Consider the following 26,603-nt stretch of genomic DNA (forward strand, 5'->3'; position numbering starts at 1 on the left):
AGCCGCAAGCCCTTTTTAGGGCGCGGGAGAATTCGTGGCGCCCAAGTCGGCGCGGATGGGATAGCGGGACACGACCTCCCCCGTCGCGCGGCTGACGAGAAGGATCTCCTGCGTTCCGCCGGATTCGACCCGTAGGAGGATCGCGTCCGCGCCGAGGTTCGTTTCGAGAATACGGGCATCGGCCGGCAGGTGGATCGGCGCGCCGCGCTCGGCCAGGGCCGTGACGGTCGGACCCGAGCTGCGATAGACAACGGCGCTCAGAACCGCGATAAGACCCACGAACAGCACGGCGATCGACAGCGCCAGAAGCCGCACCATCTTGCGCCGGATCTTTTCGAAGGCCGGGTCCAGGGGGGGCTGCGCACCCGTCTCGTCGTTCATGACTGTCTTGTCCGGTTTATCGTGGGAGGTTGCCATTCCGGCTGTTGGTACAAGCGGATCGGAAGCGGACGCAAGCTGCTTCCTCGTCTCGGAGGAAGATGCCGGCAAGCGGCTCGACCAGTTTCTGGCCCAGGCGCTGGATGGCGAACTGTCGCGCTCGCGCATTCAGTCGCTGATCGAAGCAGGTCAGGTTTGCGTCGGCGAAGCCCCCGTCCTCTCTCCCAAGCGGCGAATGCAGCCGGGCGAATCCGTGTCGCTCGAAATGCCCGAACCCGAGGCGCCCGAGCCCGAGCCCGAGAACATCCCGATCACGATCCTTTATGAGGATGCCGATCTCGTCGTAATCGACAAGCCGGCCGGGCTGGTCGTGCATCCTGGCCCCGGCAACTGGACGGGAACCCTCGTCAACGCCCTCCTCTATCATTGCGGCGACACGCTTTCCGGCATTGGTGGCGTGCGCCGGCCCGGCATCGTGCACCGGCTGGACAAGGACACGAGCGGCGTCATGGTGGTCGCCAAGAACGATCTCGCCCATCGCTCGCTCGCCGATCAGTTCGCGGCCCACGGCTCGGACGGGCGCATGGAGCGAGCCTATCAGGCCGTGGTCTGGGGCATTCCCATTCGCCCGATCGGCACGGTGGACGCCCCGCTCGGCCGCTCCAACACCGATCGCACCAAGCGGACCGTGGTGAAGGAAGGCCGCGCCGACGCGCGCCATGCGGTGACGCATTTCGAGGTTCTGGAGCGCTACGGCGAGGGCGCGACCAGCGCCTCGCTTGTCGCTTGCATTCTGGAAACGGGGCGCACGCATCAGATCCGCGTCCACATGTCCCATATTGGCCATCCATTGGTCGGCGACGAAACCTACGGGGCGCGCCTGAAGACCAAGGCGAAGAAGTTCGGCTCGGCAGCCGAGGTGATCGGCGCGTTCCCTCGTCAGGCGCTGCACGCCTTCCGTCTGGTCTTCGAACATCCGACCACGGGTGAGCCGATGGAATTCGAGACGGATCTGCCTGATGATCTGGAGGAACTTGTGGAAGCCCTCAGGCATTTCACCTCCGACGCCGCGTAAAGGATAGCGGATCGCCGGTCTCTCGAAACGACCCGCTCCGAGCGTCAATGATGGGTGAACGATTTGTAACCTCGTTCGCCCTCATGAGGCCGTGCAATACGGCTATCGGATCACCATATCGGAGTGGAAGGGTTTGCGCCTGCGGGGCAGACCATCAGGCGACCGGCTCGGCCACGAGCGATCGCCGACAGAGAAGGAGGGTTCCCTTATGGCGAGAGCCAATCTTCCGAGCATTGCGTCGGGCGAAGGCGGTCTGGCGCGTTATCTCGATGAGATCCGCCGGTTTCCCATGTTGGAGCCGCAGGAAGAATACATGCTGGCCAAGCGCTACGCCGAGCACGACGATCGCGGCGCGGCGCATCGACTGGTGACGAGCCACCTGCGTCTCGTGGCGAAGATTGCCATGGGCTATCGCGGCTATGGCCTGCCGATCGGCGAAGTCGTGTCGGAAGGCAATGTCGGCCTGATGCAGGCGGTGAAGCGCTTCGATCCCGATCGCGGCTTCCGTCTGGCGACCTACGCGATGTGGTGGATCAAGGCTTCGATCCAGGAATATATTCTGCGGTCGTGGAGCCTTGTGAAAATGGGCACGACAGCCAACCAGAAGCGCTTGTTCTTCAACCTGCGCAAGATGAAGAGCCGCATTCAGGCGCTCGACGAGGGCGACCTTCGCCCTGACCAAGTGCAGCAGATCGCGACCCAGCTTGGCGTCAGCGAGGAAGAGGTCGTCTCGATGAACCGCCGCCTGTCCGGCGACGCCTCGCTCAATGCGCCCATCCGCGCGACCGAGGGCGAGAGCGGCGAGTGGCAGGATTGGCTGGTGGATCAGTCCGAAAGCCAGGAGGACATCCTGGTCGAGCAGGACGAGCTGGACCAGCGCCGTGGCATGTTGCGCTCGGCGATGAACGTGCTGAACGACCGAGAGCGCCGCATCTTCGAGGCGCGCCGCCTTGCGGAAGATCCGATCACGTTGGAAGCCCTGTCCGGCGAGTTCGACATCAGCCGCGAGCGCGTGCGTCAGATCGAGGTGCGCGCCTTCGAAAAGGTGCAGAAGGCCGTACAGGACACAGCCGAAGCCGCGCGCCGCCAGCTGCGGGTCGTCTCCGAAGCGACTGCCTGATCCGCCGAATGATCCTGAATGAACGAAGCCTCCGGTTCCGCCGGGGGCTTTTTCTTTGCGCAAAAGGCCGCGCGCAAAATGGTGACGGAATGCTTGCGATCAGGCCCCCGATCCACGACATTCCGGCGCGACGATGCGGAGTTTCACATGCCAGATCTCGGACGCGCGGCCGCGCGCTCCAGCACGACGGACGCCCTCTTCTCGGACGCAGGCGCCTCGAACAACGACCCGACCCATATTCTGCAAACCGTGTTCGGCCATCCGGGCTTTCGCGGCCAGCAGGGCGCCGTGGTGGATCAGGTCGTCTCGGGCGGCGACGCATTGGTGCTGTTTCCAACCGGCGCGGGCAAGTCGATCTGCTATCAGGTGCCGGCCCTCTGCCGACCGGGGGTCGCCATCGTCGTGTCGCCGCTGATCGCCTTGATGCGCGATCAGGTTCAGGCGCTGCGCCAGCTCGGCATTCGCGCGGCTTCGCTCAACTCCGCACAGGGCGAGGACGAGCGCAACGCCATCTGGCGCGATTTGACGAGCGGCCAGCTCGACCTTCTCTACGTCACGCCCGAGCGGATGACGGCCGAGGGCTTTCGCCGCACCTTGTCGCGCCTCGACATCTCGCTCTTCGCGATCGACGAAGCCCATTGCGTCAGCCAATGGGGCCATGATTTCCGGCCGGAATATCGCGAGTTGGCGAGTCTTGCCGACGAGTTCCCCCATGTGCCCCGTGTCGCGCTGACGGCGACCGCCGATGCCGCGACGCGGGCCGACATTGCCGAGCGGCTGCGCCTCGAACATGCGCCGGTCTTCGCCACATCCTTCGACCGGCCCAATATCCGCTATGCGATTGTCGAGCGCGACAATGCGCGTAAGCAGCTTCTCCAATTCCTTCAGGGGCATAAAGGCAATAGCGGCATCGTCTATTGCCTGTCGCGCCGCAAGGTGGAGGAAACGGCCGAGTGGCTGAACGCGCAAGGCATCTATGCCCTGCCCTACCATGCCGGCATGGAACCGGACGTGAAGGCGCGCCATCAGGACGCGTTTCTGCGCGAGGAAAACCTTTGCCTCGTCGCGACCGTCGCCTTCGGCATGGGTATCGACAAGCCGGACGTGCGCTTCGTCGCCCATCTCGACCTGCCTTCCTCCGTCGAGGCCTATTATCAGGAAACCGGGCGCGCCGGCCGCGACGGCCAGCCCTCCGAAGCCTGGATGGCCTATGGCCTTCAGGATGTCGTCCAGCGGCGGCGGATGATCGACGAAAGCGGCTCGGAGGAAACGATCAAGCGGGTGGAGCGCGGCAAGCTCGACGCGCTGCTCGGCATCTGCGAAACGCCCGAATGCCGGCGCGCGGCGATCCTGCGCCATTTCGGCGAGGCGCATGACGGGCGCTGCGGCAATTGCGACACCTGCCTTTCGCCTGTCGAAACCTGGGATGGAACGGACGCGGCCGTCAAACTCATGGCCGCCGTGTATCGCACGGGCGAGCGCTTTGGCCTCGCCTATGTCATCGACGTGCTCACCGGCAAGGCGAGTGACAAGGTGCGCCAGAACGGGCACGACACGATCCCCGTCTTCGGGCAGGGGCGCGATCTCGACGCGCGAGCCTGGAACTCCGTCGCCCGGCAGTTGACCGCCGCCAGTCTGCTTCTGGTAGATCATCAGTCCTATGGCGCGCTGTATCTTGGCGAAGGGGCGCGCGCGGTCTTCAAGGGCGAGCGGCGCATCGTCCTTCGCAAGGACCGCACGCGCAAGGCCACCGAGTTCCGCCGCTCCGCTCCGGTGGCGGACGGACTGAGCCAGGAAAGCGCCTTCATCTTCGAAACCTTGCGCAAGCTGCGCTCGCGCTTGTCGCGGGAGCAGAGCCTGCCCGCCTATATGGTCTTCTCCGACGCGACGCTGCGCGCCATGGCGGAGCTGCGACCGGGAACGCTGCGCCTGATGGGAAAGGTTCCGGGCGTCGGCGCGGCGAAGCTGGAGCGCTATGGCGAGCTCTTTCTCCAGGCGATCCGCGACGCCGAAGAGGCCATGCCCTGACATCGGAGTCTCGCGCCCACTGAAAAAGGCCCCTCCGGAGGAGGGGCCTTTTGAGCCGAAGCATCACGGGTCAATCGACCTTGGTGGCGGGCTGGGTGTTCGTCTTGCTGGGCGTGTGTGCCTCGGCCGTCTTGGTGGTCTTGGCCTTGTAGGGCTGGCCGTAAATGTCCACGACGTTGATCATGGCCTGATCGGTCGTGTCCTTCAGGACGGCGTTTGCCTCGTAATAGTGGCCCTGATCGATCAGGTCGGCGGCCTTGTTCACGTCGCTGATCGTATGATCCAGCGGCAGAACGGCGGTCGCGAACTGCACGTCCACATCGGCCAGCGCGAGCTTCTCGAGTGCGCCTTGGCGATCGTCCGTCTTCAGATGCTGGCTGGCATCCGTCACGGCTGCGATCTTTTCAGGCGTCGCCTGGAAGGCCTCGCCCAGCGACATCTGCGAGTCGACCGGCAGCCATGCGATCACCTTTCCTGCATCCGCCGGCTTCGCATCGGCCTTGGCGTCCGCGGAGACAGGCTGCGCCTTCATCGGCGCTTCCAGTTCCGAGGCGGCCTTCATGAAGACCGAGTCGTCCTTCGCCGCTTTCTGCAATTCGTCCTTCGCCTTATGGATAAAGGTCTTGGCCTGATCCGTTTGAGCATTGAAGATCGCGAACCGCGCGGCCTGAATATCGCTCAACGCCTGAGCGCCATCCGTCGACAGCCGCCCGACATCCTTGTCGACCGCCCGTTCGAGGCGAACCTCCTGCTTGGTTTGCGTGGGCGCCGGCGTCTGGGGCACGGCGTCGGCCGCATAGGCGACACCTCCCAGAACAGTACTGGCGACCAGAAGAGCAGCAAATCCCTTGTAAACCCTCATTTTACTTCTCCATCATTCGATATCATCATCATCGACAAGGATTTTTCCTTGTTGTGATGACAGTATAACGCCATCCCGGTCGGGCTGTTGCGTTACAAACTCGTCATGACGAAGGCTTAATGTTGCGGGAGGGAGCCTCCTTCCAGTGTCCCGGGGCGACTCCTGACGCTGCGGAATGCGATGCCGCGATGACCGTTCGCCGCCCCCAGACGCGCAAAAGGCCGGAGATGCGATCTCCGGCCTTTTCGGGTTGGGGTTCGATCCGTCCTGCGTGTCGGTCAGTTCTTCTTGGCGGCCCAGGCGTCCAGCGCCTGCTTGAACACCCGTGCGCCGGGTATCCCCTTCTCGATCGACATGAGCGCCCGCTGGCCGCTGTTGTAGGCCAAGGGAATGTCGATCCATTCCTCCTTGCCGAGCAGGGCCAGGTTGCTGCGCACGGCTTCTGGCAGATCGTTCAGCGCGATGATGAAGAACCCGTCCGAAATCTTGCCGGAAATGCCGATCAGCGGCTCGCCGCGCGCCTGCTCGGTGGGCTTCAGCGCCAATCGCTGGACATTTTCGATACCGCCGCCCGGCGCGCCGTTCGGCGTATCGAACATGACTTCGATCACATGGCTGGCAGGCAGCGTCTGATCCGCGTTGCGGCGGATCGTCATGGTCATCTTCATGCCCGTCGAGGGAATGTCGGCGACCGCCTGGATCGCAGGCTCGGCGGGTTTGCCCTCGGCCGGCGGCTCCTGCACGAGGCTCCAAACGACGTTTCCGTCCTGCTGGGTGCCTTCGCGATTGGCCGAGCGCTCTTCATAGAACACCGCCCGCTGGCCGACGGGGATCGCCCCTTGAGCCGGAGTCTGGGTCGGTGTCGTGGGAGCAGGCTCGGCCGCTGTGGGCGGCGGCTGCGTTGCGGCCGGATTGATCTCGGCCGCCACCACGTTGGTGCCCTCCTCCAGCGGATTGACGCCGCCGACGCCGGGGCCTTCGTCCACTTCGCTGCCATCGGGCAGAAGCCGCTGCGTGAACTGGCGCGCCGTGGACGTGTTGGTCGCCGGCGGGATGGCGGCCGGCGCGGTGTCGTTGACCGCCCCTTGCGGCGCGGCGGCCGTTGCCGGCGTCTCGTTAGCGGGAACGCTGGCCGGGGGTTCGGCGGAATCCGTCGTGTTGGACGAATTGGACGCGACCTGGCCCGAGCCGCCGCCCGTGACGAGCGAGCGGATGTCGTCGAGATAATAGGTGCCGAGCCCGCCCAGGAGAACGATCGCGCCGATCGCAACGCCGAGGCTCAGCCGCGAGCGGTCCTTGCCCTGCGCGCGGCGCGCGGGATAGCGCGGCGCGGCGAGATCGGGCTCGGGAATGCCGGCATAGGGCGGTGCTCCGCCGCCCGAGCGCTCCGCCGTCGGCAGCGGCAGCGAGGCCGGCCGCAGCTGCCGAGACGCGCGCGGATCGACCGGCACGGGCGGGGCCGCCTCAGTGGGGCCGACTTCGCCGACGCGCGGCAGCTCGGTGTCGGCGCGCTCCAGCCCGCCGGGCAGCACCGTCCGCTCCGGGCCGGAGGACGGCGCGCGAACCGGCGGGAGCGAGCCGGGGAAGGCCGGGCGCATGGCCGGCGTCTCGCCGGGACGCGCAGAACCCACCGTCTCGTTCAGCGGTGCGCGCGGGGTGGGCGGCAGCGGAGGCGGGCGGGTCGTGGGCGTCGCGCGCGGCGTAAAGACAGGCGGCAAAGGACGCTCCGCCGCCGGCTGCGGCGGCAGATCGCGGCGCGGCTCTTCGATCCGCACGGGCGCGGACCATTCCTCGACCGGCTCCTGCGGCTCGGGAATGATGGGTGGCGGCGACGGTTGATAGCTCGGCACAGGCGGCAGCGGGCGCGGCGCGGCAAACCCCGGCGGCGGGGCCTGCGGCAAGGCGGGCGCGGGCGCGCGTGGCGCCGGGACCGCCACAGGGGCCGGCTCGGCTCGCACCGGCTCGAGCGCCGGCGTCTCGGCTCTCTCCGGCGCAGGGGCGTCTAGCTCGGCCGGAGGCACCTCGTCCTGAGGCGGGTTATAATGCGCCTCGGTTTCGCGGATCGCGTCTTCCAGAACGCGATAGCGCGCTTCCACGACATGATCTTCGAGCGGCGGGTTCGCCGCTTCGATCTGCCGTGTGATCGCAGCTCTCGCCTTTTCGTAAACCTTCGCGCGCAGCTGCGGCGACGCGTTGGGCAATCCGTCGATCGTCTTGCGGAGAACGGCGGTCAGGTTCGCCATGAAGGGCTGCACTCGCTAAGCTTGAAGGCCACACCATTCGAACCGTCATGGCTCATGCATCGATCCGCACCCAACCGCGGGCCTTGGATCGCGCCCGTACGCCCCGAAGCTGGCGTCCATCTGAATCCCCTCGCGGAGACATGGGATGGAACCGCCGCCGGGGCGTAGCGCCCGAAGCTTCGCCCGAAAAATCGAACGGTGCGGAGAACTTATATCAACCCTTCCTTAATCCTGAAACGGATCGCGGACAAGGATCGTATCGTCCCGTTCGGGAGAGGTGGACAGGAGCGTCACGGGCGCGCCGACCAGCTCTTCGATCTGGCGAACATATTTGACCGCCTGCGCCGGAAGATCGCCCCAGGAGCGCGCGCCCGCCGTGGTGCCCCTCCAGCCTTCGAAGCTCTCGTAGATCGGAACGACGCGGCGCTGCGAGGCCAAGCTCGCCGGGAAATAGTCGATCCGCTCGCCGTCCAATTCGTAGCCGACGCAGATTTTGATCTCGTCCATGCCGTCCAGCACGTCGAGCTTGGTGAGCGCCAGACCATGGATGCCGTTGATGGCGACGGCCTGCCGCACCAGAACCGCGTCGAACCAGCCGCAGCGGCGCTTGCGACCCGTGACGGTGCCGAACTCGTGACCCTTGGTGCCCAGGAACTCGCCCACCGCATTGTCCTGCTCGGTCGGGAACGGACCTTCGCCGACGCGCGTCGTATAGGCCTTGGTGATGCCGAGCACGAAGCCGGCCGCCGAGGGGCCGAGGCCCGAGCCCGCCGCCGCCTGCCCCGCCACGGTGTTGGACGAGGTCACATAGGGATAGGTGCCGTGGTCGATGTCGAGCAGCGTGCCCTGCGCGCCTTCGAACAGGATGCGGTCGCCGGCCTTGCGGCGCTCGTCGAGCAGGCGCCACACGCGGTCGATATAGGGCGTGATCTCGGCGGCAACCGAGGTCAGCTCCTCTAGGATCGCGTCGGCCGAAATTTCGGGCTGGCCGAGGCCCCGGCGCAGCGGATTGTGATGGGCGAGAAGCCGCTCGATCCGCTCGGGCAGAACGTCAAGCTCCGCCAGATCCATCACGCGCAGCGCGCGGCGGCCGACCTTGTCTTCGTAGGCGGGACCGATCCCGCGACCCGTCGTGCCGATCTTGGTGCCGGCGGCGGCGGACTCGCGTGCCGCGTCCAGCTCGCGGTGGAGCGACAGGATCAGCGTGGCATTGTCGGCGATGCGCAGCGTGTCGGGGCCAATCGTGACGCCCTGTGCCTCGATGCGCTTCTTTTCGGCAACGAAGGCGTGCGGGTCGAAGACGACGCCATTGCCGATCACCGACAGCTTGCCCTGGCGCACCACACCGGAGGGCAGCAGCGAGAGCTTGTAGGACACGCCGTCCACCACGAGCGTGTGACCGGCATTGTGGCCGCCCTGGAAGCGCACGACCACGTCGGCGCGCTCCGAAAGCCAGTCCACGATCTTGCCCTTTCCTTCGTCACCCCACTGCGATCCGACGACGACGACGTTTGCCATGAATGCTCCTTGGCAGCCCGAAGGCCCGTTCCGCGCGCCATCGACTCAAGCGAGGACGCGCCAAAGCGCGCGGAACCTCTCCGATTCCGACGCAAAATTCCCTCGGACTATAAAGAAGCCGGGCGCGACATGCGAGGGCGCAATCCCCGATCTTTCCCCGCTTTTCCCAGAAACATCCGCCCGGCCTCGCGCACCCGCCTACGGGGAAGTTGGTTTCCCGAAGGCTGCGAAGAGCGCTAAGGGAAGGCGAAGCCCGCATGGGCTCGCCGACGACCCGCTCGCCATGGAATTCCACAAATGCTCTCCCGCCTTGGCCATCCCTACATGCTGCTCGGCCTGACCTCGCTGATCTGGGGCGCCAACGCCGTGGCGGGCAAGCTCGCCGTCGGCCACGTCTCGCCGATGATGATGACGCTTCTGCGCTGGGCGCTGGCGAGCTTCGTTCTCCTGCCCTTCGCCTGGCCGCATCTCCAGCGGGACCGCGCGGTCCTTCGCGGGCAGGCCGGCTATTTCGTCCTGACTGGCCTCCTGGGTTTCACGGGCTTCAACTCGATCTTCTATCTCGCCCTCAACTACACGACCGCGATCCACTCGATGATCGTTCAGTCCTCCATGCCGCTCGTCGTCTTCGCGGGCATGTTCATGGTGTTCCGGGCGCGAACCTCGCGGCTCCAGCTTCTGGGCTTCAGCCTCACGCTGGTCGGCGTTCTTCTGACCGCCGCGCACGGCGATCTCACGACGCTCCTGCATCTGGAGATCAATCGCGGCGACGGATTGATGGTTCTCGCCGTCCTCTCCTTCGGGGCCTACACGATCCTTCTGTCGCGCAAGCCCAAGGTGCATTGGCTGACCTCGATCTTCCTGATCTCGCTGACGGCCACCCTCACATCGATCCCTGTGGCGCTGGCGGAATCCGCGATGGGCTACACGCAATGGCCGGACGCGCAGGGTTGGGCCGTGCTGGCCTTCTCGGTCCTCCTGCCCTCGATCGCCTCCCAGAGCCTTTATATTCGTGGCATCGAGATGATCGGCGCGAACCGGGCCAATCTCTTCGTCAATCTCGTCCCGATCTTCGGCACGCTTCTGGCCGTTCTGATTCTCGGCGAGCCGCTGTTCGCCTATCACGTCGTGGCGCTGACCCTGGTTCTCGGCGGCATTCTTCTGGCTGAAGTCGGCAAGCGGAACCAGCGGGTCGTGGGTCGCCCGAAGGCCTGACGGAGCCTACGAAAAAGGGCAGAGCGGTCGCCCGCCCTGCCCTTTCGCTATGCGAATCGTCGGATGGGATCAGACGTCGAAGGTCAGCATCTTGGCCTGGCCGATGGCGTTGAGGCCACGGATCTCGTCCAGGAACTCCTCGCTCAGCGGGCCATCGAGATAGATGATGGCGATGGCGTTGCCGCCCTGCTCGTCGCGGCCGAGATGGAAGTTCGCGATGTTGATGCCGGCCTTGCCGAAGGCGGTGCCGAGCTGGCCGATGACGCCCGGAACGTCCTTGTTGGCGGTGTAGAGCATGTAGCGGCCGACATCGGCCTCCATGTTGATGCCCTTGATCTGAATGAAGCGCGGCTTGCCGTCCGAGAAGGTCGTGCCCGCCACCGAGCGCGTCTGCTTCTTGGTCTTCACCGTCACCATGACATAGCCGTCGAACACGCCCGACTTGTCGCGGCGCACTTCGGAAACGGCGATACCGCGCTCCTTGGCCATGAGCGGCGCGGAGACCATGTTGATCGTCTGCACCTGCGCCTTGAGGAGGCCGGCGATCGCGGCGGCCGACAGGGCGCGCGTGTTCAGCGTGCCCGGGATGCCGTCATAGAGGATTTCGATCGCGTCGATCGGCTCGTCGGTCAGCTGGCCCGCGAAGGAGCCGAGGATTTCGGCGAGCTTCACGTAAGGGGTCAGGATCGGCGCTTCCTCGGCGGTGATCGAGGGCATGTTCAGCGCGTTCGACACGGCGCCGTTCACGAGATAGTCGGCCATCTGCTCGGCCACCTGGAGCGCGACATTCTCCTGCGCTTCCGTGGTGGAAGCGCCCAGATGCGGCGTGCAGACGACATTGTCGAGGCCGAAGAGCGGAGAGTCGGTCGCCGGCTCCACCTCGAACACGTCGATGCCCGCGCCCGCCACCTTGCCGGCCTTGATCGCGTCGGCCAGATCCTGCTCGACAATCAGCCCGCCGCGCGCGCAGTTGATGATGCGCACGCCCTTCTTCATCGTCGCAATGGCTTTCGCGTCGATGATATTCTTGGTCTTGTCGGTCAGCGGCGTGTGCAGCGTGATGAAGTCGGCGCGCTTGAACAGGTCTTCCAGTTCAACCTTCTCGATGCCGAGTTCACGCGCGCGCTCTTCCGACAGGAACGGGTCGAAGCCGATGACCTTCATGCGCAGGCCGACGCCGCGCGAGGCGACGATGGAGCCGATATTGCCGCAGCCGATGACGCCCAGCACCTTGCCGGTGATCTCGACGCCCATGAAGCGGTTCTTCTCCCACTTGCCGGCCTGGGTCGAGGCGTCGGCGGCGGGCATCTGACGGGCGACCGCGAACATCATCGCGATGGCGTGCTCGGCCGTGGTGATCGAATTGCCGAAGGGCGTGTTCATCACGATGATGCCCTTCCGGCTGGCGGCCGGAATGTCGACATTGTCGACGCCGATGCCGGCGCGGCCGATAACCTTCAGGTTGGTCGCGGCGTCGATGATCTTCTCGGTCACCTTGGTCGCGGAGCGGATCGCGAGGCCGTCATACTGGCCGATGACTTCGAGAAGCTTGTCCTTGTCCTTGCCAAGATCGGGCAGATAATCGACCTCGACGCCGCGATCCTTGAAGATCTGGACGGCCGTGGGAGAAAGCTTGTCGGAAACGAGAACGCGGGGTGCCATGGGAATGGTCCTTTGAACGAGAGCGCCGGCCGCAGCGGGGCCGCGCGTGAAAGGGGAAATCGCGAGGCGAGGCGCGCGGCACTCAAGGGCCGGGCGCAGGACCGGCGCGCACGGAGGGCACTGCCGATCGATCGTCAGGAAGCTGTCACGCCATCAGGAGCGACGGCTCCGCGCGGAGACGAAACCCCTCCCCGAACGGGAGGGGCAAGAACGCGTCAGGCCGCGTGAGCCAGCGATGCCTTCTGCGTCTCATAGGCATAGGCGAGCCAAGGCATCAGCGCTTCGAGATCGGCCGTCTCGACGGTCGCGCCAGTCCAGATGCGCAGGCCCGGAGGGGCATCGCGATAGGCTGATATATCGAGGGCGACGCCCTCCTTCTCCAGAAGCGAGGCGACGCCCTTGGCGAAGGCTTCCTGACTTTCCTTCGGCAGAGCCATCAGCGCCGGATCGGTGAACTGAAGGCAGACAGAGGTGTTGGAGCGGATGTCCGGCGTCTTGGCGAGGAAACCGATCCAGTTGTTGGCTTCCACGAAACGCTCGATCACGGCGAGGTTCGCATCGGCGCGCGCCTTCAGGCCTTCCAGCCCGCCGACCGACTTGCCCCATTGGAGCGCGTCCAGATAGTCCTCGACGCAGAGCATGGAGGGCGTGTTGATCGTCTCGCCCTTGAAGATGCCCTCGATCAGCTTGCCGCCCGAGGTCAGGCGGAAAATCTTCGGCAGCGGCCAGGCCGGTTTGTAGGTCGTCAGGCGCTCCACGGCGCGCGGGCTCAGGATCAACATGCCGTGGGCCGCCTCGCCGCCCATGACCTTCTGCCAGGAGAAGGTGACGACATCGAGCTTGTCCCAGGGCAAATCCTGCGCGAAGGCGGCCGAGGTCGCGTCGCAGATGGTCAGACCCTGGCGATCGGCCGGGATCTTGTCGCCATTGGGAACGCGCACGCCAGAGGTCGTGCCGTTCCAGGTAAAGACGACGTCATGATCGAAATTCACCTCGGCGAAATCGACGATCTCGCCATAGCCCGCTTCCAGAACGCGGGCGTCGCTCAGCTTCAGCTGCTTGACGGCATCCGTCACCCAGCCCGAACCGAAGCTTTCCCAGGCGACCATATCGACCGGACGCGCGCCGAGCAGCGACCACATCGCCATCTCGACCGCACCGGTGTCGGAGGCGGGAACGATGCCGATGCGATAATCGGCGGGAACCTGAAGAATCTCGCGCGTATCCTCGATGGCCTGGGCCAGCTTGTTCTTGCCAAGCTTGGCGCGGTGCGAGCGGCCGAGAGCGGCGTCGCTCAGAGCATCCAGCGTCCATCCGGGACGCTTGGCACAAGGACCAGAGGAAAAGCGGGGGTTTGCCGGACGCGTGGTCGGCTTGGTGGCATTGGCCATCTGAAGCTACCCTTACAGATAGAAGCACCTCGTTGGGGAGGTGTGTCCCGCTCATGGGGATAGGCGCGAGACATCGCGCAGTCAAGTGACATCGTGATGAACCCGGCCGTTCTCCTTCGTCCAGAAACAAGAAAGGCGGGCTTTCGCCCGCCTCGTCGTTCCTCCACGATCCGACAGCGCCTACCAGAGGGCGTAGCGAAGGCCGACTCGCACCTGATGGAAGTCCATCTTCTCGTTCTTCTGGCCGAAGAGTTCGGCATCGGGGACCGCGAAATAGCGATAGCCGACATCCAGCTTCAGGTTCTGCGACACGGAATAGCCGAGGCCCGCCATCAGGGCGTAGGAAAGATTCCAGCTCGAGCTTTCGCGGTCGCTCGCCACGAGTTCGTAAGGAAGGCCCTTCTGAGCGCCGGCGAAAGAGGCCGAGCAATCGACGGTCGGATCGCCGCCCTCGTTGCAGTGAAGGGTCTCGCGCATGGACGCGCGCAGGTTGGTGACGCCAAGACCCGCACCGACGTATGGCGTGAAGCCCACCACGGTGCCGAGATCGACATAGGCATTGGCCATGTAGGTGTAGAGATCAGCTTCCGCCGAAGCGTTGTCGCGGCAGACGCCCGTCGTATTGATCGTGCTCAACTGCCCATTTGTCGTGATGTCCTTGAGAACGCCGCAACCGTAGAAGGCGCTGCCGTTGCGGTCCCCGCTCGGCATGTAGTCGAACGTGGCGTCGGCTCTCAGGAAATCGTTGAACTGATAGCCCATGCCGACCGAGCCGCTGACATCGTTCGAGTCGTCGAACTTCACGGCCGGCCCGGCCGCGCCCATGAAGCTCGGGAACCGGCGATCGATCGCGTCGCCTCTGAAGTTGTAGCCGACGTCGCCGCGCAGATACCAGCCCGTGCCGATCTCGACCGGCACCAGTTCGGGCGCCTCGCGGTAGATCGGTCCCAGATCGGCTGCGGACGCGGCAGAAGACAAAAGCACGGCTGTGCCGAAAAGAAGAAGGGTCTTGAGTTTCATCGCGCTCGACCTTGGGAAACGGGAAGCCTTGGAAGCGGACGCTGCCCCGTCTTCCGACATTAACCATGACGCAGGATGCTTAATGTCGGGTTAACCGTGTTTCTTAACCTCTCGAGGCACGTGTTCGGTCCTGAGTGCCCCGCCCTCTTGAGCGAACGCCCCTCCCGTCATCCAAACGAAAACCGCCGACCCTTGCGGGCCGGCGGCTGGCAGTCATGACTGGGCGCGCTCGAACGCGCGTGGCGCTCAGAAGAACGAGTAGCGCAGACCCGCACGAACCGTATGGATATTGAAGCCGTTGTCGCGGCCCTGCACGCCCGTCGCGCCGGCGGCGCGGTCGCTGGCGTCGAAGCGGAATGCATCACCCTCGAACACGCGGGTGTAGCGATAGCCGACATCCAGAGCCAGCGAATGGGTCAGATCCACGCTCGCACCCGCCATGAGCGAAGAGGCGAAGCGCCAGGAATCCACGCCCTCGTGGACGCCGTAATAGTTGTTCGGATCGCCGCAGGTGACCGAGCAGATTTCGTTGCGCATGTCGCCGTAGTTGACGTTGGCGACGCCGACGCCCGCGCCGAAATAAGGGGTGATCGGGCCGAAATAGGGCAGATCGACATAGGCATTGGCCATGACGGTCCACAGGCCCGCGTCGGAATGATCGTTGAAGCGGCAATCACCGCTACCGAACGAGTAGGCGCAGGCGCTCGTGCCCTTGATGTCGAAATCGTAGTAGTCGGCCGTCAGATCGGTGCGGAAATGTTCGGCCCAGCGATAGCCGACGCCGCCGCCCACAGTGTAGCCGTTCTGCAGCTCGATCGAGGAATAGCGGAAGTCATCGCCGTACAGGCCGGTCTGCGCGCTGAAGAAGCGGAACGAGCCGGACGTTTCCGACGAGAACATGTAGCCGGCATCGGCGCGGATATACCAGCCGCTGTAATCGGCGGGCGCTTCTTCCACGACCGGAATGGGCTCGATGATGTCGGCGGCGCGAGCCGCGACGGGGGCAAAGGACGCGCTGGCCAGCAGAACGACGACAAGCCGGTTCATATCAAAGATCTCCAGACTTCGAATTCACAGCGGCTCGGGTTCCGCGTTCGATCGAAATCTAAAGATTAATGATTAACTGGAGATTACCTCCCGCTGGGGAGGAGGGCAAACCTGTGACGATTGTGTTACAGTTGCTCGGCCAGATGACCCAGTCGTCCCCGGAGCCACCGATCCGCGCACAACCGCGCGGATCTTTTTCATGAAGCGTTCAGCCCCACTGTTGGCTCATGGGTGCTCAGGCCGCGCTACGACGAAGCACATCCACGATGTCTTCCACGACATCGGACACGAGCCGGGCATCGTCTCCTTCCGCCATCACGCGGATCAGCGGTTCCGTGCCCGATGGGCGAATGACAAGGCGACCCGTATCGCCCAGGCGTTCGCGACCGATATTGATGATTTCCTGAACCTTCGGAAGTTCCAGAGGCGCGCCGCCGCTATGGCGCACGTTCTTCAGGATTTGTGGCACGGGCTCGAACTTGCGGCAGACCTCCGACACGGTGCCGCCGGCCTTGCGCACCACCGCCAGTATCTGAAGCGCCGACACGAGTCCGTCCCCCGTCGTGCCAAAATCCGACAGGACGATGTGACCGCTCTGTTCGCCGCCGACATTGTAGCCGTGCTGGCGCATATGCTCCACGACATAGCGGTCGCCGACCTTGGTTCGGGCAAGCTGCAATTGCCGATCGTTGAAGAAGCGCTCCAGCCCGAGGTTCGACATGATGGTGGCGACCACGCCGCCTGCGGCCAGCCGCCCATCCTCGGCCCAGGCTTCGCCGATCACGGCCATGATCTGGTCGCCATCCACGATCTCGCCGCGCTCGTCGACGATCAGCACGCGGTCGGCGTCGCCATCCAGCGCGATGCCGATGTCTGCGCGAACTTCCTGCACCTTGGCCCGCAGGGTCTCAGGGCTCGTGGAGCCGCAATTCAGGTTGATATTGGTGCCGTTGGGCTCGACGCCGAGCTTGACCACCTCGGCTCCCAGTTCCCAGAGAACGTCGGGCGCCACGCGATAGGCCGCGCCATTGGCGCAATCGATGGCGACCCTCACGCCATCGAGAGACAACTCGCGGGGCAAGGTGCGCTTGGCGAATTCTGCATAACGGTCGCGGCCACCGTCATCGTAATGCTTGGCACGCCCAAGATGGGACCCCACCGCGAGGCGCGGTGTTAGATCCTCGTCGATCAGGCGATTGATTTCAGCTTCCAATTCATCTGACAGCTTGTAGCCGTCCGGGCCGAAGAGCTTGATGCCATTGTCGTCATAAGGGTTGTGCGAAGCGGAGATCATGACGCCGATATCCGCGCGCATGGAGCGCGTCAGCATGGCGACGGCCGGCGTCGGGATCGGGCCAAGCATCAGGACGTCCATACCGACCGCCGTGAAGCCGGCACAGAGCGCAGGTTCCAGCATATAGCCGGACAGGCGCGTGTCCTTCCCGATGACGACGCGGTGCCGATAGTTGCCGCGCTTGAAGGCGAGGCCCGCCGCCATGCCGACCTTCATCGCGATCTCGGGCGTCATCGGATGGCGGTTAACTCGGCCTCGAATGCCGTCCGTGCCGAAATAGGATTTCGCCATAATACCCCTCGAAACTGAATGGATGGGCCGTATCAGCGTCAGCGCCGTCGAGAAAGCCCGAAACAGACGGCGGCGCGATCATCAGGCCATATGATGAACGGGCCCGCATTGCGCGGAGCCGGTTTCGGATCGAAGACGAAGCTTGCCGTGAGGCCCGCGTCATAAAAAAGGCGGGCTCGAAGCCCGCCTTCCCATCATGTCTTGGTCGTGTTTCAGGCTGTAGGCTGCGGTTCCAGGCCGCCTTCGCTGTCGTCGCGCGGCCCGCTCGGCTTGGCGGAACCGGCCTTCGGCACAGCCGAACCGCGCGATGGCGGCGTGTCGTCGCCCATGTCGCGAGCGAGCGGCTTGCCAGCCAGAAGATCGCGGACTTCATCACCCGACAGGGTTTCGTATTCGAGAAGACCGTTGGCCAGCGTGTGCAGATCCTCGATATGCTCGCGCAGAATGCGACGGGCCTTGTTCTCGGCGACTTCGATGATGCCGCGCACTTCGGAGTCGATCAGACGGGCTGTTTCTTCCGACATGTTCTGCTGCTGCGACACGGAATGGCCGAGGAAGATTTCTTCCTGGTTCTGACGGTAGCGCAGACGGCCGAGCTTGTCGCTCATGCCGTATTCCATGACCATGGCGCGAGACATGTTCGTGGCCTGCTGGATGTCGTTGGACGCGCCCGTCGTCACGTTGTCGAGACCATAGATGATCTCTTCCGCGGCACGGCCGCCGAAGATCATGGCCAGACGCGCTTCCATCTCGTTCTTGCGCATTCCGTAGCGATCGCGCTCCGGCAGGTTCATGGTGACGCCCAGGGCGCGGCCGCGCGGGATGATCGTGACCTTGTGCAGCGGGTCGTTGAAAGGCTCGTAGATGCCCACCAGCGCATGGCCGGCCTCATGGTAGGCGGTCAGCTTCTTCTCGTCCTCGGTCATGGCCATCGACCGGCGCTCGGCGCCCATCATGACCTTGTCCTTGGCGTCTTCGAATTCCAGCATGGTGACGAGGCGCTTGGAGCGGCGCGCCGCCATCAGCGCGGCCTCGTTCACGAGATTGGCGAGATCGGCGCCGGAGAAGCCCGGCGTGCCGCGCGCGATGGTCTTGAGATCCACATTGGGGGCCAGCGGCACGTTGCGCACATGAACCTTGAGGATCTTCTCGCGGCCGCCGACATCGGGGTTCGGCACCATGACCTGCCGGTCGAAGCGGCCGGGACGCAGAAGCGCCGGATCGAGAACATCGGGACGGTTGGTCGCTGCGATGAGGATGATGCCCTCATTGGCCTCGAACCCGTCCATCTCCACCAGAAGCTGGTTCAGCGTCTGCTCGCGCTCGTCATTGCCGCCCCCGAGGCCCGCGCCGCGATGGCGACCCACGGCGTCGATTTCGTCGATGAAGATGATGCAGGGCGCGTTCTTCTTGGCCTGCTCGAACATGTCGCGCACGCGGCTGGCGCCGACGCCCACGAACATTTCCACGAAGTCCGAACCGGAGATGGTGAAGAAGGGGACGTTGGCTTCGCCCGCGACAGCGCGCGCCGTCAGCGTCTTACCCGTGCCCGGAGGGCCGACGAGAAGGACGCCGCGCGGAATCTTGCCGCCCAGACGCTGGAACTTCTGCGGCTCGCGCAGGAATTCGACGATCTCTTCCAAGTCCTGCTTGGCTTCGTCCACACCCGCGACATCGGCAAAGGTGACGCGGCCATGGGCTTCGGTCAGAAGCTTGGCCTTGGACTTGCCGAAGCCCATGGCCTTACCGCCGGCTCCGCCCTGCATCTGCCGCATCAGGAAGATCCAGACGCCGAGGATGAGGAGGATCGGGCCGAAGGACATCAGGATCGACCAGATCGGATTGACATTGTCCGACGGCGGGCTGGCGTTGATCTGGACGTTGCGCTGCTCAAGCCGGCTGACGAGCTGAGGATCGCCCGGCGAGTAGGTCTGGAAGGGGCTTGCGCCGTCCGTATAGGAGCCCGAAATCCGCTGTCCCTGAATGGTGACGGAGCGCACGCGGCCGGCATCCACGTCGGAGAGGAACTGCGAATAGGGCACGTCGCGCGTGTTCGCATTCTGCGAGCTGTTCGAGAACAGCTGGAACAGCGCGATCAGCAGGAGCGCGATGATCGCCCAAACGGCGAAATTGCGGAAGTTCTGGTTCATTATCCGTCCTGGAAGTGCGCTCGGGCAACCATGCGTCATACAACGTCGGCGGCTTTGACTTGCCTGCGAATGTAGGTGGACGCCACCCCCTTGCCAACAGGTTCACCGCGATTTGCGGCATTTTGGAGCCCACAGGTTAATGTGAGACCTGCAGGGAGAACCAAATCGGCCGCGAGACGCCACGCAACCCGACACGAAAGCGAGAGCGAAGGCGGCTTGGGCGCGGTCTTGAAGCGCAGAAGCGGATGGGCGGCTAGGATCTCGCCGGACGCCCCGAGCGCCACGGGCAGCGTGCGATGGGCGAGCGGTCCCCTCCCCCATCGCCCATAGGGAACAAGGATACTCCAATCGTTCGACCCCGTCTGACGGGGAACGTCGAAGCGACTGTCGAAGCAGGCCGAAGCCTGCCTGTCATCCCAAGGAAGAGGCGGCGGCCCCGTGCGCCCATATTCACGCCCGAGCCGCAACAGGCCGCTTTTCCAACGCAGGAGGCAGCCGCCCAATGTCGCAGCTCCCTCCTCTTTTGAATGGATCTGCTGAGCCAGAGCGTCGATGCTGAGGCGCGTGGGCGGAACCGAGGCGCCAGCCACAGCTGTCACGGCGCGGGACAGAAGGGTGGGATCGATCAAGCCATCGTCCAGAAACAACGAGATGTCGCCAGATGCCGAGACGTCGAGCCGCCCTTCCGTCGCAACCTTCGCCAGAATCGAGGTGATGCGATCGTCCTCATCCTGTCGCTGCATACGTGCGGCCTGGATGGTCTGCTCCGCCAGCGCTTCCTCGGCCGCATTCAGCCCCTGCAGTCGCAACCGCGCGCGAGCAAAACGCGGATCGCGGTTGGATGGATCATCCGCCGCTCGCACGCCCGTCCCAGCCACGAAAGCTTCCAGCGCCCGCTTGCGCCAGCCGAGCATTGGCCGAACGAGAACGAGACCGGGTTCCAGATCGCGCCAGACCCGCATTCCCGCGAGCGCGGCGCCAACGGCCCCACGTTGAACGGCGAGCCGATGGGTTTCGATCTGGTCGTCATGGTGATGGGCTGTCGCGAGAAGTCCCGCACGGAGGCGGCGCGCTTCATCGGCCAAAAGGCGGTAGCGCGCCTCACGAGCGGCAGCCGAAAGATTTCCCTCGATCGGCCCGACATGGCGCCAGACAAGAATGCGATGGGGAACGCCCAACGCGCCGCAGAGACGGGAGACATCCTGCGCCTCGGCCCCGCTGCCGGGCCGCAAAGCATGATCGACGGTCGCCACATGAAGCGTGCGACCGAGGCGTCCGGCCGATCGCAACTGCGCGGCAGCCAGAAGCAGAGCCAGGGAGTCCGGCCCGCCCGACACCGCCAGGAGCAGCGCCCCCTCCCCCCGCCCGGCCGGCAGGGCCCCAAGGGTGCGCAAAATGTCCTCGCCGAGAGCCAAGCCCGGATCGCCGCTACGCTCTGCATCGCCCGGCAAGGCGAGACTCAGGGATATCAGCTACAGCGCGCCGTTTTTTCCTCGGCCTGAAGCTTGCGTTTCACGTTGGCGCTCATCGTGGGATAGCGCTTGCCGATCTCGGCATAGGTGATGCAGGCCGTCTCGCGATTGTCGAGATGCACCAGCGACATGCCGAGCTTCAGCATCATCTCCGGCGCCTTGGGCGCCTGGGGATGCGCCTTCTGCGCGTTCAGGAAAACCTCCGCCGCCTCGCGATACTTCGCTTGTGCGTAGAGACTCTCGCCCAGCCAATATTGCGCATCGGCCGCGTCGCTCGAATTCGGATAGGTCTGCGTGTATTGACGGAAGGTCTGCTCGGCGAGCGCGTAATCGCCCGACAGCATGTGATTGTATCCGAGCCCATAAAGCTCACCCGGCCCGTTCGCCTTGATCGAGGCGGTTTTGACATTGGGCTGCGGCGCGGCAGCAGGCGCGGCAGCGGGTTTGGCGCTCTCGTTGCCGAAGCCCTCCCCGATCAACGCGCCGATCTCGTCGCCCCCCTGCGCGCTGGCCGGAGCGGCGCTGGCAGACGGCGTGGGCCGCGCGGCCCCGTCATTCATCGTGGAGGGCGTGGCCGAAGCCACGCGCGAGGACGCCTCGCTCGCCGGTGCGCCGGCTGCGGGAAGCGCGGGCTGCGCTTCGGAGCGCCGCTGCGGCGTGGTCTGCGAGGCGCCGCCCGACTTGCCGCCCTTTTCCAAATCCTGGAAGCGAAACTCGTTGTCTTCCTGCGTCTTGCGCAGCTGTTCCTGCAATTGCAGAACCAGGAAGGACAACTCTTCCACCTTACCGGTCAGCCGACGCATTTCCTCTTCCATCTGGCTGATGCGCACGCTGGAATCGCCCATCTGCGCCATCAGCACGGGCGGCGCGGTGTCGCGCGGCTGGCTTTGCACCTGCCGGCCGCCGAGGCCGAACGGCAGGTCGAGCGCATGAGCCGGTCCGGCCAGAGCCCCGGCCGCAACCGTCATTGCGAGAAAGCGCGTGAGAAGCTTGCCAGCCATCCGAGAATCCCTTCCGGGCGCCGAAGGTGGGCCGCGATCCCGGCCGGATGCGTCTTCGGCGCCGTGTCGATGTCCACTTGTTTACGGGGTGTGAACGCGTCCAAAATTTGTCCGCTTCTATCACGCCGCCGGGTTCGGGAACGCAAAACGGCCCCGGAGGGCCGTTTCGACTGGAGGATTGTTGCCGAAATGCTTCAGGAGCCGCTGCCCGAGAGCACGGTGACCGCGCGGCGGTTCTGCGACCAGCAGGAGATGTCGTCGCAAACGGCGACCGGACGTTCCTTGCCGTAGGAGATCGTGCGCATCCGGTTGGACGACACGCCCTGCGAGGCCAGGAAGTCGCGCGTGGCGGCGGCGCGGCGCGCGCCGAGCGCCAGATTGTATTCGCGCGTGCCGCGCTCGTCGGCATGGCCTTCGACGACGATCTGATAGCGCGGATACTGGTTGAGCCACTGGGCCTGGCGGCTCAGCGTCTGCTGCGCGTCGGCGCGGATCGAGGTCGAGTCCGTATCGAAGAAGATGCGGTCGCCGACATTGACGGTGAAGTCCTGGCTCGTGCCGGGAGCGGCCGAGCCACGGCCATTGGCGCCGTTCGCGCCATAGCCACCGGCTCCGCCGGCACCACCCGCGCCGCCGAGGCCGAGGCCGGCCGCGTTGTCGGGAAGGGCGTTGTTCTTCTTGGCGCAGGCCGAAAGCGCCAGCGCAGCGACCAGCGCGAGGGCGATTCGACCATGGACCCCAGTAGCGATGCGGCGCATGGCCGTCTCCTTCGGTCAGTGGATAAGGATAGGGTCATTTACCATTTTCAGGGTTAACGACCGGTCAACAAAACGTTGATTGTTCAGTCTATTCGAGCGCAGGCGACCAGGCGGGGTCGGACGCGAAATTGGGCGTCGCGACACGCTGCTCGTTGCGCCCGGTCAGGTCGATCGAGAAGAGCTGCGGACCGCCGCCCTGATCCCGGAAGAACATGATGACGCGGCCGTTCGGCGCCCAGGTCGGGCCTTCGGCATGGAAAGACGAGGTCAGAATGCGCTCGCCCGAGCCGTCCGGCTTCATGACGCCGATCTGGAACTGGCCGCCCGACTGTTTGGTGAACGCGATCAGATCGCCGCGCGGGCTCCAGACGGGCGTGTTGTAGCTGCCCTGTCCGAAGGAAATGCGCTGCTGGCCCGAGCCGTCGGCGTTCATCGTGTAAATCTGCGGCCGGCCGCCCCGGTCCGATTCGAAGACGATCTTCGAGCTATCGGGCGAATAGGAGGGCGAGGTGTCGATGGCGTTGGTGGAGGTCAGGCGCGTGGTCGCGCGCGAGCGCAGGTCCATGGCGTAAAGATTGGCGTTACCCTCCTGCTGAAGGCTCATCACCACCTTCTGGCCGTCGGGCGAGAAGCGCGGCGCGAAGGTCATGCCGGGGAAATTGCCCACGACCTCGCGCTGTCCGGTTTCGAGCTGAAGGAGATAGACGCGCGGCTCCCCCTTGCCGAAGCTCATATAGGTGATTTCCTGCCGGTTGGGCGAGAAACGCGGGGTGAGCACGAGGTCGCCGCCCTCGGTCAGATAGCGCACATTCGCGCCGTCCTGGTCCATGATGGCAAGGCGCTTGCGGCGCTTGTCCTTGGAACCGGTCTCGTCCACGAAGACGATGCGTGTGTCGAAATAGCCCTTCTCGCCCGTCAGACGCTCATAGATGGCGTCGGCGATGATATGGGCGATGCGGCGCCAATTGTCGGGGCTGGCATAGAACTGCTGCCCGTCGAGCTGCGTGCCGGCATAGGTGTCCCACAGGCGGAACTCGACGCGCAGACGCCCATCCGCTTCCGGCGTGACGCGGCCCGAAACGAGGGCCTGCGCGTTGATCACCGTCCAGTCCTGGAAGCGGGGCGTGGCATCCGGCGACAGGTCCTTCTGGATGAAGGCGGTCGGATTGATCGGCGCGAAGAGGCCGGAGCGCTTCAGGTCGGCGGCGACCACTTCCATGAGCTTGGCGCCCAGGCCATCGCGGGACTGGAAGGCCGGCAGCGCGATCGGCAACGGCTGCACATTGCCCTGATTGACGTTGATCTCGACCTTCGCATGAGCGGGCAAGGACGCGCCAAGACAGGCTGCGGTGGCGGCGAGCGCGAGGCCGAGGGTCCGCAGGCTGCGGCGAAGGGTCGAAGAGGTCGTGCTGGAGCGAGTCATGGGATGGAACCTTCCCGTTCGGTCATCGGGCCTGTGTCGCGCTGTCAGGCGCACCCGTTGTCTCGGAAGCGATGGACGAGAGGACGGCCGGAACCGTCCCGAGGGATTGGAGGCTTAGAACATCTGGCTCGGGTCGAAATTCACGGTGACTTCGGACCAGGTCTCGTATTTGTCGGCCGGCAGGTTGTAGGGCGCGCAGCGGCGAACCGCGCGCACCGCCGCCTCGGCCGCCGCGCGCTGGGCCGGGGACGAACCGCTGCCGGATTCGATCTGCGGCATGCCCTGCACCGCGCCGGACGGATCGAGCTGCATCGAGATCTTCACTTGGAAAGACCCGGCGTCGGAATTGCCGGCGGGCGGATTCCAGCATTTGGAAATCTGCCCGCGCAGGGCGTCCATCTCGCTTTGAGACAGAGTGCCGCCCGTCTGCGTCTTGCCACCGAGCGAAGCGTGCTGGGTCGACCGCTTGGCACCGCCGCCAGTCGTTTCCTGCGTGTTTTTGAGAGCGGCCAGAACCGCGTCCTCAAGAGGATCGTTCTGCGAGTTGCTCTTGCCCGGCTTCTTCGCTTCCTTGACCTTCTCCTTGGAGGTCTCGGTGGACTTGGCCTTCTCGGTCGCCTTCGTCTTCTCCGGCGGCTTTTCCTTCACCGGCTCGGGCTTGGGCTCAGGCTTCGCCTCGGCGACCTTCACAGGCTCCGGCGGCTTGGGCTTGACCTGCGGCGCGGGCACGTTCTTGGGCGGCGCGGGCGGCTTTTCGGCCTCGGCCTTGGCGATCTCGGCGGCCAGCGGGTCGATCTCGGGCGTCGTGTCCTCCTCGGCCGAATCCTCTTCCGGCTCGGGCGGCTTGGGCTCGGGCGGCGGCGGGGTCGGCTCGGGAACGCGAGCGGGCGCAGGCTTCGGCTCGGGCTTGGGTTCCGGCTTCGGCTCAGGTTTGGGCTCAGGTTTGGGCTCGGGCGGCTGGGCGGCCGGCGGGGGCGGCGGCGCGTCGTCCACCTTGGTCTTCTGCGTTTCGCGCGGCGCGGCCTTCGGCGCAGGCGGCGTCGGGAGATCGACCTCGTTGTCGCCGACATTCTGGGCCGGCATCGGGAGCTTTTCGGGCGTCTTGGTCGGCTGGGGCGCCGGCTTGTCGGTCTGCGGCGCCTTTTCGTCGCCGATCATCGACTGGCTGACCTCAGTCACCAGTTCCACGGGCACGGCTTCGCTGCCCATGTCCAGCTTTTCGGGCGCGCCCAACGACCAGAGCCCCCATGTGAGCACGAGGGCGTGGACCGCAACGGAGGTGGAAAGCGACGACTTCATGATGCGTCAGCTCTTCGCCCCTGGCTTCGGCGCGCCTGCGTGAGAGGCCGCCTTTTCCTGGGATGTGACAAGTCCGATATTCTTGAAGCCGGCGGCCGAGATGCGGGCCATGACCTGCATGACCGTGCCGTAGCTCGCCTCGCCATCGGCGCGCAGGAAGATGCGCTCGTCATAGCCCGCTTCCGCGATGGCCTTGAGCTGCTCCACCACCGCGTCCGCCTGGACCGGGCTTTCCTGAAGGTAGATTTCGCCGCCGCGCTGCACCGAGATGGTGATGGGCTGCTTGTCGGCGCTGAGCGCCTTGGCGGCCGTCTTAGGCAATTCCAGCGGCACGCCGACCGTCATCAGCGGTGCGGCCACCATGAAGATGATGAGCAGAACCAGCATGACGTCCACCATGGGCGTCATGTTGATTTCGGCCATCGGCTGCCGGCGCTTGCCGCGGCGGCGTCGTGATCCTCCGCCCGATGATGCGGCGCCCGTCGACATGCCCATAGTGTCTGATCCCCTCGTCTATTCTGGCCAAAGGCGCGGCGCGTTCAGCGACCGGCGCTCGCCTTCTCGTCGATCTGACGCGACAGGATGGAGGAAAATTCGTCCGCGAAGGCTTCGAGCCGCATCCCCAGCTTGCCCGCGTCCGCCGACAGCTTGTTGTAGGCGATAACGGCGGGGATGGCGGCGATGAGGCCGATGGCGGTCGCAAGCAGCGCTTCGGCGATACCGGGGGCGACGACGGCGAGGCTCGTCTGCTCCGAGGCGGCGATGCCCTGGAAGGCGGTCATGATGCCGACCACCGTGCCGAACAGGCCGATGAAGGGCGCGGCCGAGCCGACCGTCGCCAGAAAACCGAGGCGCGATTCCAGCTCGTCCATCTCGCGGGCCATGGTCACGTCCATGGCTTTCTCGATGCGGGTCTGGAGGCCGATGGGCGAGCGGGCGCCCTTCTCGAAGCTCTTCTTCCATTCGCGCATGGCGGCGACGAACAGCGCGCCCATGCCGGACGTCTTGCGGTCGGACAGGGTGTGATACAGTTCTTCGAGCGACTGGCCGCTCCAGAAGGTGGATTCGAACGTGTTGAGCTGGCGGCGGAAGCGGCCGAACCGCGCCCATTTGTCGAAGATGATGGCCCAGGACCAGACCGACGCCGACAAGAGACCCAGCATCACGAACTTCACGACGAAGCCGGCCTGCCAGAAAAGTCCCATCAGAGACATGTCGCTGCCATGGGCGGCGAGCGCAGTCTGTGCGACGTCGTTCATTCCTCTGTCCCTCGAATTCGTGGGGCCGGCGATCGTCCGCGCAGCGGCGCCCTTTCGCACCCGCACGGTGCCGGCCTGACGGGCAGCGGCCCCGACG

General features: G+C 65.2%; 21 protein-coding genes. 4 read left to right on the forward strand and 17 right to left on the reverse strand.

The window, feature by feature from the left end; genetic code table 11:
• Nucleotides 1-15: 15 nt before the first annotated feature.
• A complete protein-coding gene (locus AUL28_RS04530; RefSeq protein WP_062230818.1) occupies nucleotides 16-381 on the reverse strand; it encodes a hypothetical protein in 366 nt (121 codons plus the stop codon).
• On the opposite strand from AUL28_RS04530, the gene AUL28_RS04535 reads away from it, so the two are divergent.
• The 3 genes from AUL28_RS04535 (at nucleotide 380) to recQ (ending at nucleotide 4,601) form a co-directional block, all read left to right on the forward strand.
• Entirely contained in the window at nucleotides 380-1,453 is a 1,074-nt protein-coding gene (locus AUL28_RS04535) for an RluA family pseudouridine synthase (RefSeq protein WP_082640250.1), read from the forward strand. The two genes, AUL28_RS04530 and AUL28_RS04535, sit on opposite strands and share 2 nt — an antisense overlap.
• 208 nt (nucleotides 1,454-1,661) lie before the next feature.
• Nucleotides 1,662-2,573 carry an RNA polymerase sigma factor RpoH gene (gene rpoH, locus AUL28_RS04540; RefSeq protein ID WP_062230819.1) on the forward strand — a complete coding sequence of 304 codons (912 nt, stop codon included), beginning with the start codon at nucleotides 1,662-1,664 and terminating at the stop codon, nucleotides 2,571-2,573.
• Between the two features lie 147 nt (nucleotides 2,574-2,720).
• On the forward strand, nucleotides 2,721-4,601 hold the full coding sequence (recQ, locus tag AUL28_RS04545) for a DNA helicase RecQ (RefSeq protein WP_062230849.1): 1,881 nt from the start codon (nucleotides 2,721-2,723) through the stop codon (nucleotides 4,599-4,601).
• Between the two features lie 70 nt (nucleotides 4,602-4,671).
• Here the strand turns inward: recQ and AUL28_RS04550 are convergent, their stop codons facing one another.
• The 3 genes from AUL28_RS04550 to AUL28_RS04560 form a co-directional block, all read right to left on the reverse strand.
• Nucleotides 4,672-5,463, reverse strand: coding sequence for a YfdX family protein (locus AUL28_RS04550; protein WP_062230820.1), 792 nt, complete (start codon nucleotides 5,461-5,463; stop codon nucleotides 4,672-4,674).
• Nucleotides 5,464-5,741: 278 nt separating this feature from the next.
• The gene (locus AUL28_RS04555) at nucleotides 5,742-7,706 is read right to left on the reverse strand and encodes a hypothetical protein (RefSeq protein WP_062230821.1); all 1,965 of its coding nucleotides are present in this window, start codon (nucleotides 7,704-7,706) and stop codon (nucleotides 5,742-5,744) included.
• 225 nt (nucleotides 7,707-7,931) lie between these two features.
• On the reverse strand, nucleotides 7,932-9,224 hold the full coding sequence (locus tag AUL28_RS04560) for an adenylosuccinate synthase (protein ID WP_062230822.1): 1,293 nt from the start codon (nucleotides 9,222-9,224) through the stop codon (nucleotides 7,932-7,934).
• A gap of 297 nt (nucleotides 9,225-9,521) precedes the next feature.
• Between AUL28_RS04560 and AUL28_RS04565 the strand changes: the two genes are divergently transcribed.
• Nucleotides 9,522-10,439 (forward strand): DMT family transporter, encoded by a 918-nt coding sequence (locus AUL28_RS04565; protein ID WP_062230823.1) that lies wholly within the window; start codon nucleotides 9,522-9,524, stop codon nucleotides 10,437-10,439.
• Between the two features lie 69 nt (nucleotides 10,440-10,508).
• Here AUL28_RS04565 and serA read toward each other — a convergent pair whose 3' ends face one another.
• The 13 genes from serA to tolQ form a co-directional block, all read right to left on the reverse strand.
• On the reverse strand, nucleotides 10,509-12,101 hold the full coding sequence (serA, locus tag AUL28_RS04570) for a phosphoglycerate dehydrogenase (protein ID WP_062230824.1): 1,593 nt from the start codon (nucleotides 12,099-12,101) through the stop codon (nucleotides 10,509-10,511).
• Nucleotides 12,102-12,316: 215 nt separating this feature from the next.
• On the reverse strand, nucleotides 12,317-13,492 hold the full coding sequence (locus AUL28_RS04575; RefSeq protein ID WP_062230825.1) for a phosphoserine transaminase: 1,176 nt from the start codon (nucleotides 13,490-13,492) through the stop codon (nucleotides 12,317-12,319).
• A 180-nt stretch (nucleotides 13,493-13,672) separates the two neighbouring features.
• On the reverse strand, nucleotides 13,673-14,512 hold the full coding sequence (locus AUL28_RS04580; protein WP_058634425.1) for an outer membrane protein: 840 nt from the start codon (nucleotides 14,510-14,512) through the stop codon (nucleotides 13,673-13,675).
• A 246-nt stretch (nucleotides 14,513-14,758) separates the two neighbouring features.
• Nucleotides 14,759-15,559: an outer membrane protein gene (locus AUL28_RS04585; protein ID WP_058634426.1), complete on the reverse strand. Its 801-nt coding sequence runs from the start codon at nucleotides 15,557-15,559 to the stop codon at nucleotides 14,759-14,761.
• 235 nt (nucleotides 15,560-15,794) lie between these two features.
• Complete coding sequence (gene glmM / locus AUL28_RS04590; protein WP_062230826.1) at nucleotides 15,795-17,144, reverse strand: phosphoglucosamine mutase; 1,350 nt, start codon at nucleotides 17,142-17,144, stop codon at nucleotides 15,795-15,797.
• Nucleotides 17,145-17,356: 212 nt separating this feature from the next.
• On the reverse strand, nucleotides 17,357-19,294 hold the full coding sequence (gene ftsH, locus AUL28_RS04595; protein ID WP_058600805.1) for an ATP-dependent zinc metalloprotease FtsH: 1,938 nt from the start codon (nucleotides 19,292-19,294) through the stop codon (nucleotides 17,357-17,359).
• Between the two features lie 35 nt (nucleotides 19,295-19,329).
• Complete coding sequence (tilS, locus tag AUL28_RS04600) at nucleotides 19,330-20,631, reverse strand: tRNA lysidine(34) synthetase TilS (protein ID WP_244493413.1); 1,302 nt, start codon at nucleotides 20,629-20,631, stop codon at nucleotides 19,330-19,332.
• A 131-nt stretch (nucleotides 20,632-20,762) separates the two neighbouring features.
• Nucleotides 20,763-21,767 carry a tol-pal system protein YbgF gene (ybgF, locus tag AUL28_RS04605; RefSeq protein ID WP_062230828.1) on the reverse strand — a complete coding sequence of 335 codons (1,005 nt, stop codon included), beginning with the start codon at nucleotides 21,765-21,767 and terminating at the stop codon, nucleotides 20,763-20,765.
• A 194-nt stretch (nucleotides 21,768-21,961) separates the two neighbouring features.
• Nucleotides 21,962-22,525: a peptidoglycan-associated lipoprotein Pal gene (gene pal, locus AUL28_RS04610; RefSeq protein ID WP_058600808.1), complete on the reverse strand. Its 564-nt coding sequence runs from the start codon at nucleotides 22,523-22,525 to the stop codon at nucleotides 21,962-21,964.
• 88 nt (nucleotides 22,526-22,613) lie between these two features.
• On the reverse strand, nucleotides 22,614-23,948 hold the full coding sequence (gene tolB / locus AUL28_RS04615; RefSeq protein ID WP_192843397.1) for a Tol-Pal system beta propeller repeat protein TolB: 1,335 nt from the start codon (nucleotides 23,946-23,948) through the stop codon (nucleotides 22,614-22,616).
• Between the two features lie 114 nt (nucleotides 23,949-24,062).
• The gene (locus AUL28_RS04620; protein ID WP_062230829.1) at nucleotides 24,063-25,247 is read right to left on the reverse strand and encodes a hypothetical protein; all 1,185 of its coding nucleotides are present in this window, start codon (nucleotides 25,245-25,247) and stop codon (nucleotides 24,063-24,065) included.
• Between the two features lie 6 nt (nucleotides 25,248-25,253).
• Nucleotides 25,254-25,742, reverse strand: a complete 489-nt coding sequence (tolR, locus tag AUL28_RS04625) for a protein TolR (RefSeq protein ID WP_062217225.1) — start codon at nucleotides 25,740-25,742, stop codon at nucleotides 25,254-25,256.
• A gap of 44 nt (nucleotides 25,743-25,786) precedes the next feature.
• Nucleotides 25,787-26,506, reverse strand: a complete 720-nt coding sequence (gene tolQ / locus AUL28_RS04630) for a protein TolQ (protein ID WP_058635549.1) — start codon at nucleotides 26,504-26,506, stop codon at nucleotides 25,787-25,789.
• Between the last annotated feature and the right edge of the window lie 97 nt (nucleotides 26,507-26,603).

It is taken from the genome of Aureimonas sp. N4 (genome assembly GCF_001463925.1).
GTDB classification, from domain to species: Bacteria; Pseudomonadota; Alphaproteobacteria; order Rhizobiales; family Rhizobiaceae; genus Aureimonas; species Aureimonas ureilytica_A.

Excerpts from the sequence above, each read along its gene's own strand:
- AUL28_RS04565 (WP_062230823.1), top strand. The coding sequence starts at position 9,522 with ATGCTCTCCCGCCTTGGCCATCCCTACATGCTGCTCGGCCTGACCTCG.
- tolB (WP_192843397.1), bottom strand. The coding sequence starts at position 23,948 with ATGACTCGCTCCAGCACGACCTCTTCGACCCTTCGCCGCAGCCTGCGG.
- AUL28_RS04530 (WP_062230818.1), bottom strand. The coding sequence starts at position 381 with ATGAACGACGAGACGGGTGCGCAGCCCCCCCTGGACCCGGCCTTCGAA.
- serA (WP_062230824.1), bottom strand. The coding sequence starts at position 12,101 with ATGGCACCCCGCGTTCTCGTTTCCGACAAGCTTTCTCCCACGGCCGTC.
- tolQ (WP_058635549.1), bottom strand. The coding sequence starts at position 26,506 with ATGAACGACGTCGCACAGACTGCGCTCGCCGCCCATGGCAGCGACATG.
- ftsH (WP_058600805.1), bottom strand. The coding sequence starts at position 19,294 with ATGAACCAGAACTTCCGCAATTTCGCCGTTTGGGCGATCATCGCGCTC.
- glmM (WP_062230826.1), bottom strand. The coding sequence starts at position 17,144 with ATGGCGAAATCCTATTTCGGCACGGACGGCATTCGAGGCCGAGTTAAC.
- AUL28_RS04585 (WP_058634426.1), bottom strand. The coding sequence starts at position 15,559 with ATGAACCGGCTTGTCGTCGTTCTGCTGGCCAGCGCGTCCTTTGCCCCC.
- AUL28_RS04560 (WP_062230822.1), bottom strand. The coding sequence starts at position 9,224 with ATGGCAAACGTCGTCGTCGTCGGATCGCAGTGGGGTGACGAAGGAAAG.
- pal (WP_058600808.1), bottom strand. The coding sequence starts at position 22,525 with ATGCGCCGCATCGCTACTGGGGTCCATGGTCGAATCGCCCTCGCGCTG.
- AUL28_RS04535 (WP_082640250.1), top strand. The coding sequence starts at position 380 with ATGACTGTCTTGTCCGGTTTATCGTGGGAGGTTGCCATTCCGGCTGTT.
- rpoH (WP_062230819.1), top strand. The coding sequence starts at position 1,662 with ATGGCGAGAGCCAATCTTCCGAGCATTGCGTCGGGCGAAGGCGGTCTG.
- AUL28_RS04550 (WP_062230820.1), bottom strand. The coding sequence starts at position 5,463 with ATGAGGGTTTACAAGGGATTTGCTGCTCTTCTGGTCGCCAGTACTGTT.
- AUL28_RS04575 (WP_062230825.1), bottom strand. The coding sequence starts at position 13,492 with ATGGCCAATGCCACCAAGCCGACCACGCGTCCGGCAAACCCCCGCTTT.
- recQ (WP_062230849.1), top strand. The coding sequence starts at position 2,721 with ATGCCAGATCTCGGACGCGCGGCCGCGCGCTCCAGCACGACGGACGCC.
- ybgF (WP_062230828.1), bottom strand. The coding sequence starts at position 21,767 with ATGGCTGGCAAGCTTCTCACGCGCTTTCTCGCAATGACGGTTGCGGCC.
- AUL28_RS04555 (WP_062230821.1), bottom strand. The coding sequence starts at position 7,706 with ATGGCGAACCTGACCGCCGTTCTCCGCAAGACGATCGACGGATTGCCC.
- tolR (WP_062217225.1), bottom strand. The coding sequence starts at position 25,742 with ATGGGCATGTCGACGGGCGCCGCATCATCGGGCGGAGGATCACGACGC.
- AUL28_RS04580 (WP_058634425.1), bottom strand. The coding sequence starts at position 14,512 with ATGAAACTCAAGACCCTTCTTCTTTTCGGCACAGCCGTGCTTTTGTCT.
- AUL28_RS04620 (WP_062230829.1), bottom strand. The coding sequence starts at position 25,247 with ATGAAGTCGTCGCTTTCCACCTCCGTTGCGGTCCACGCCCTCGTGCTC.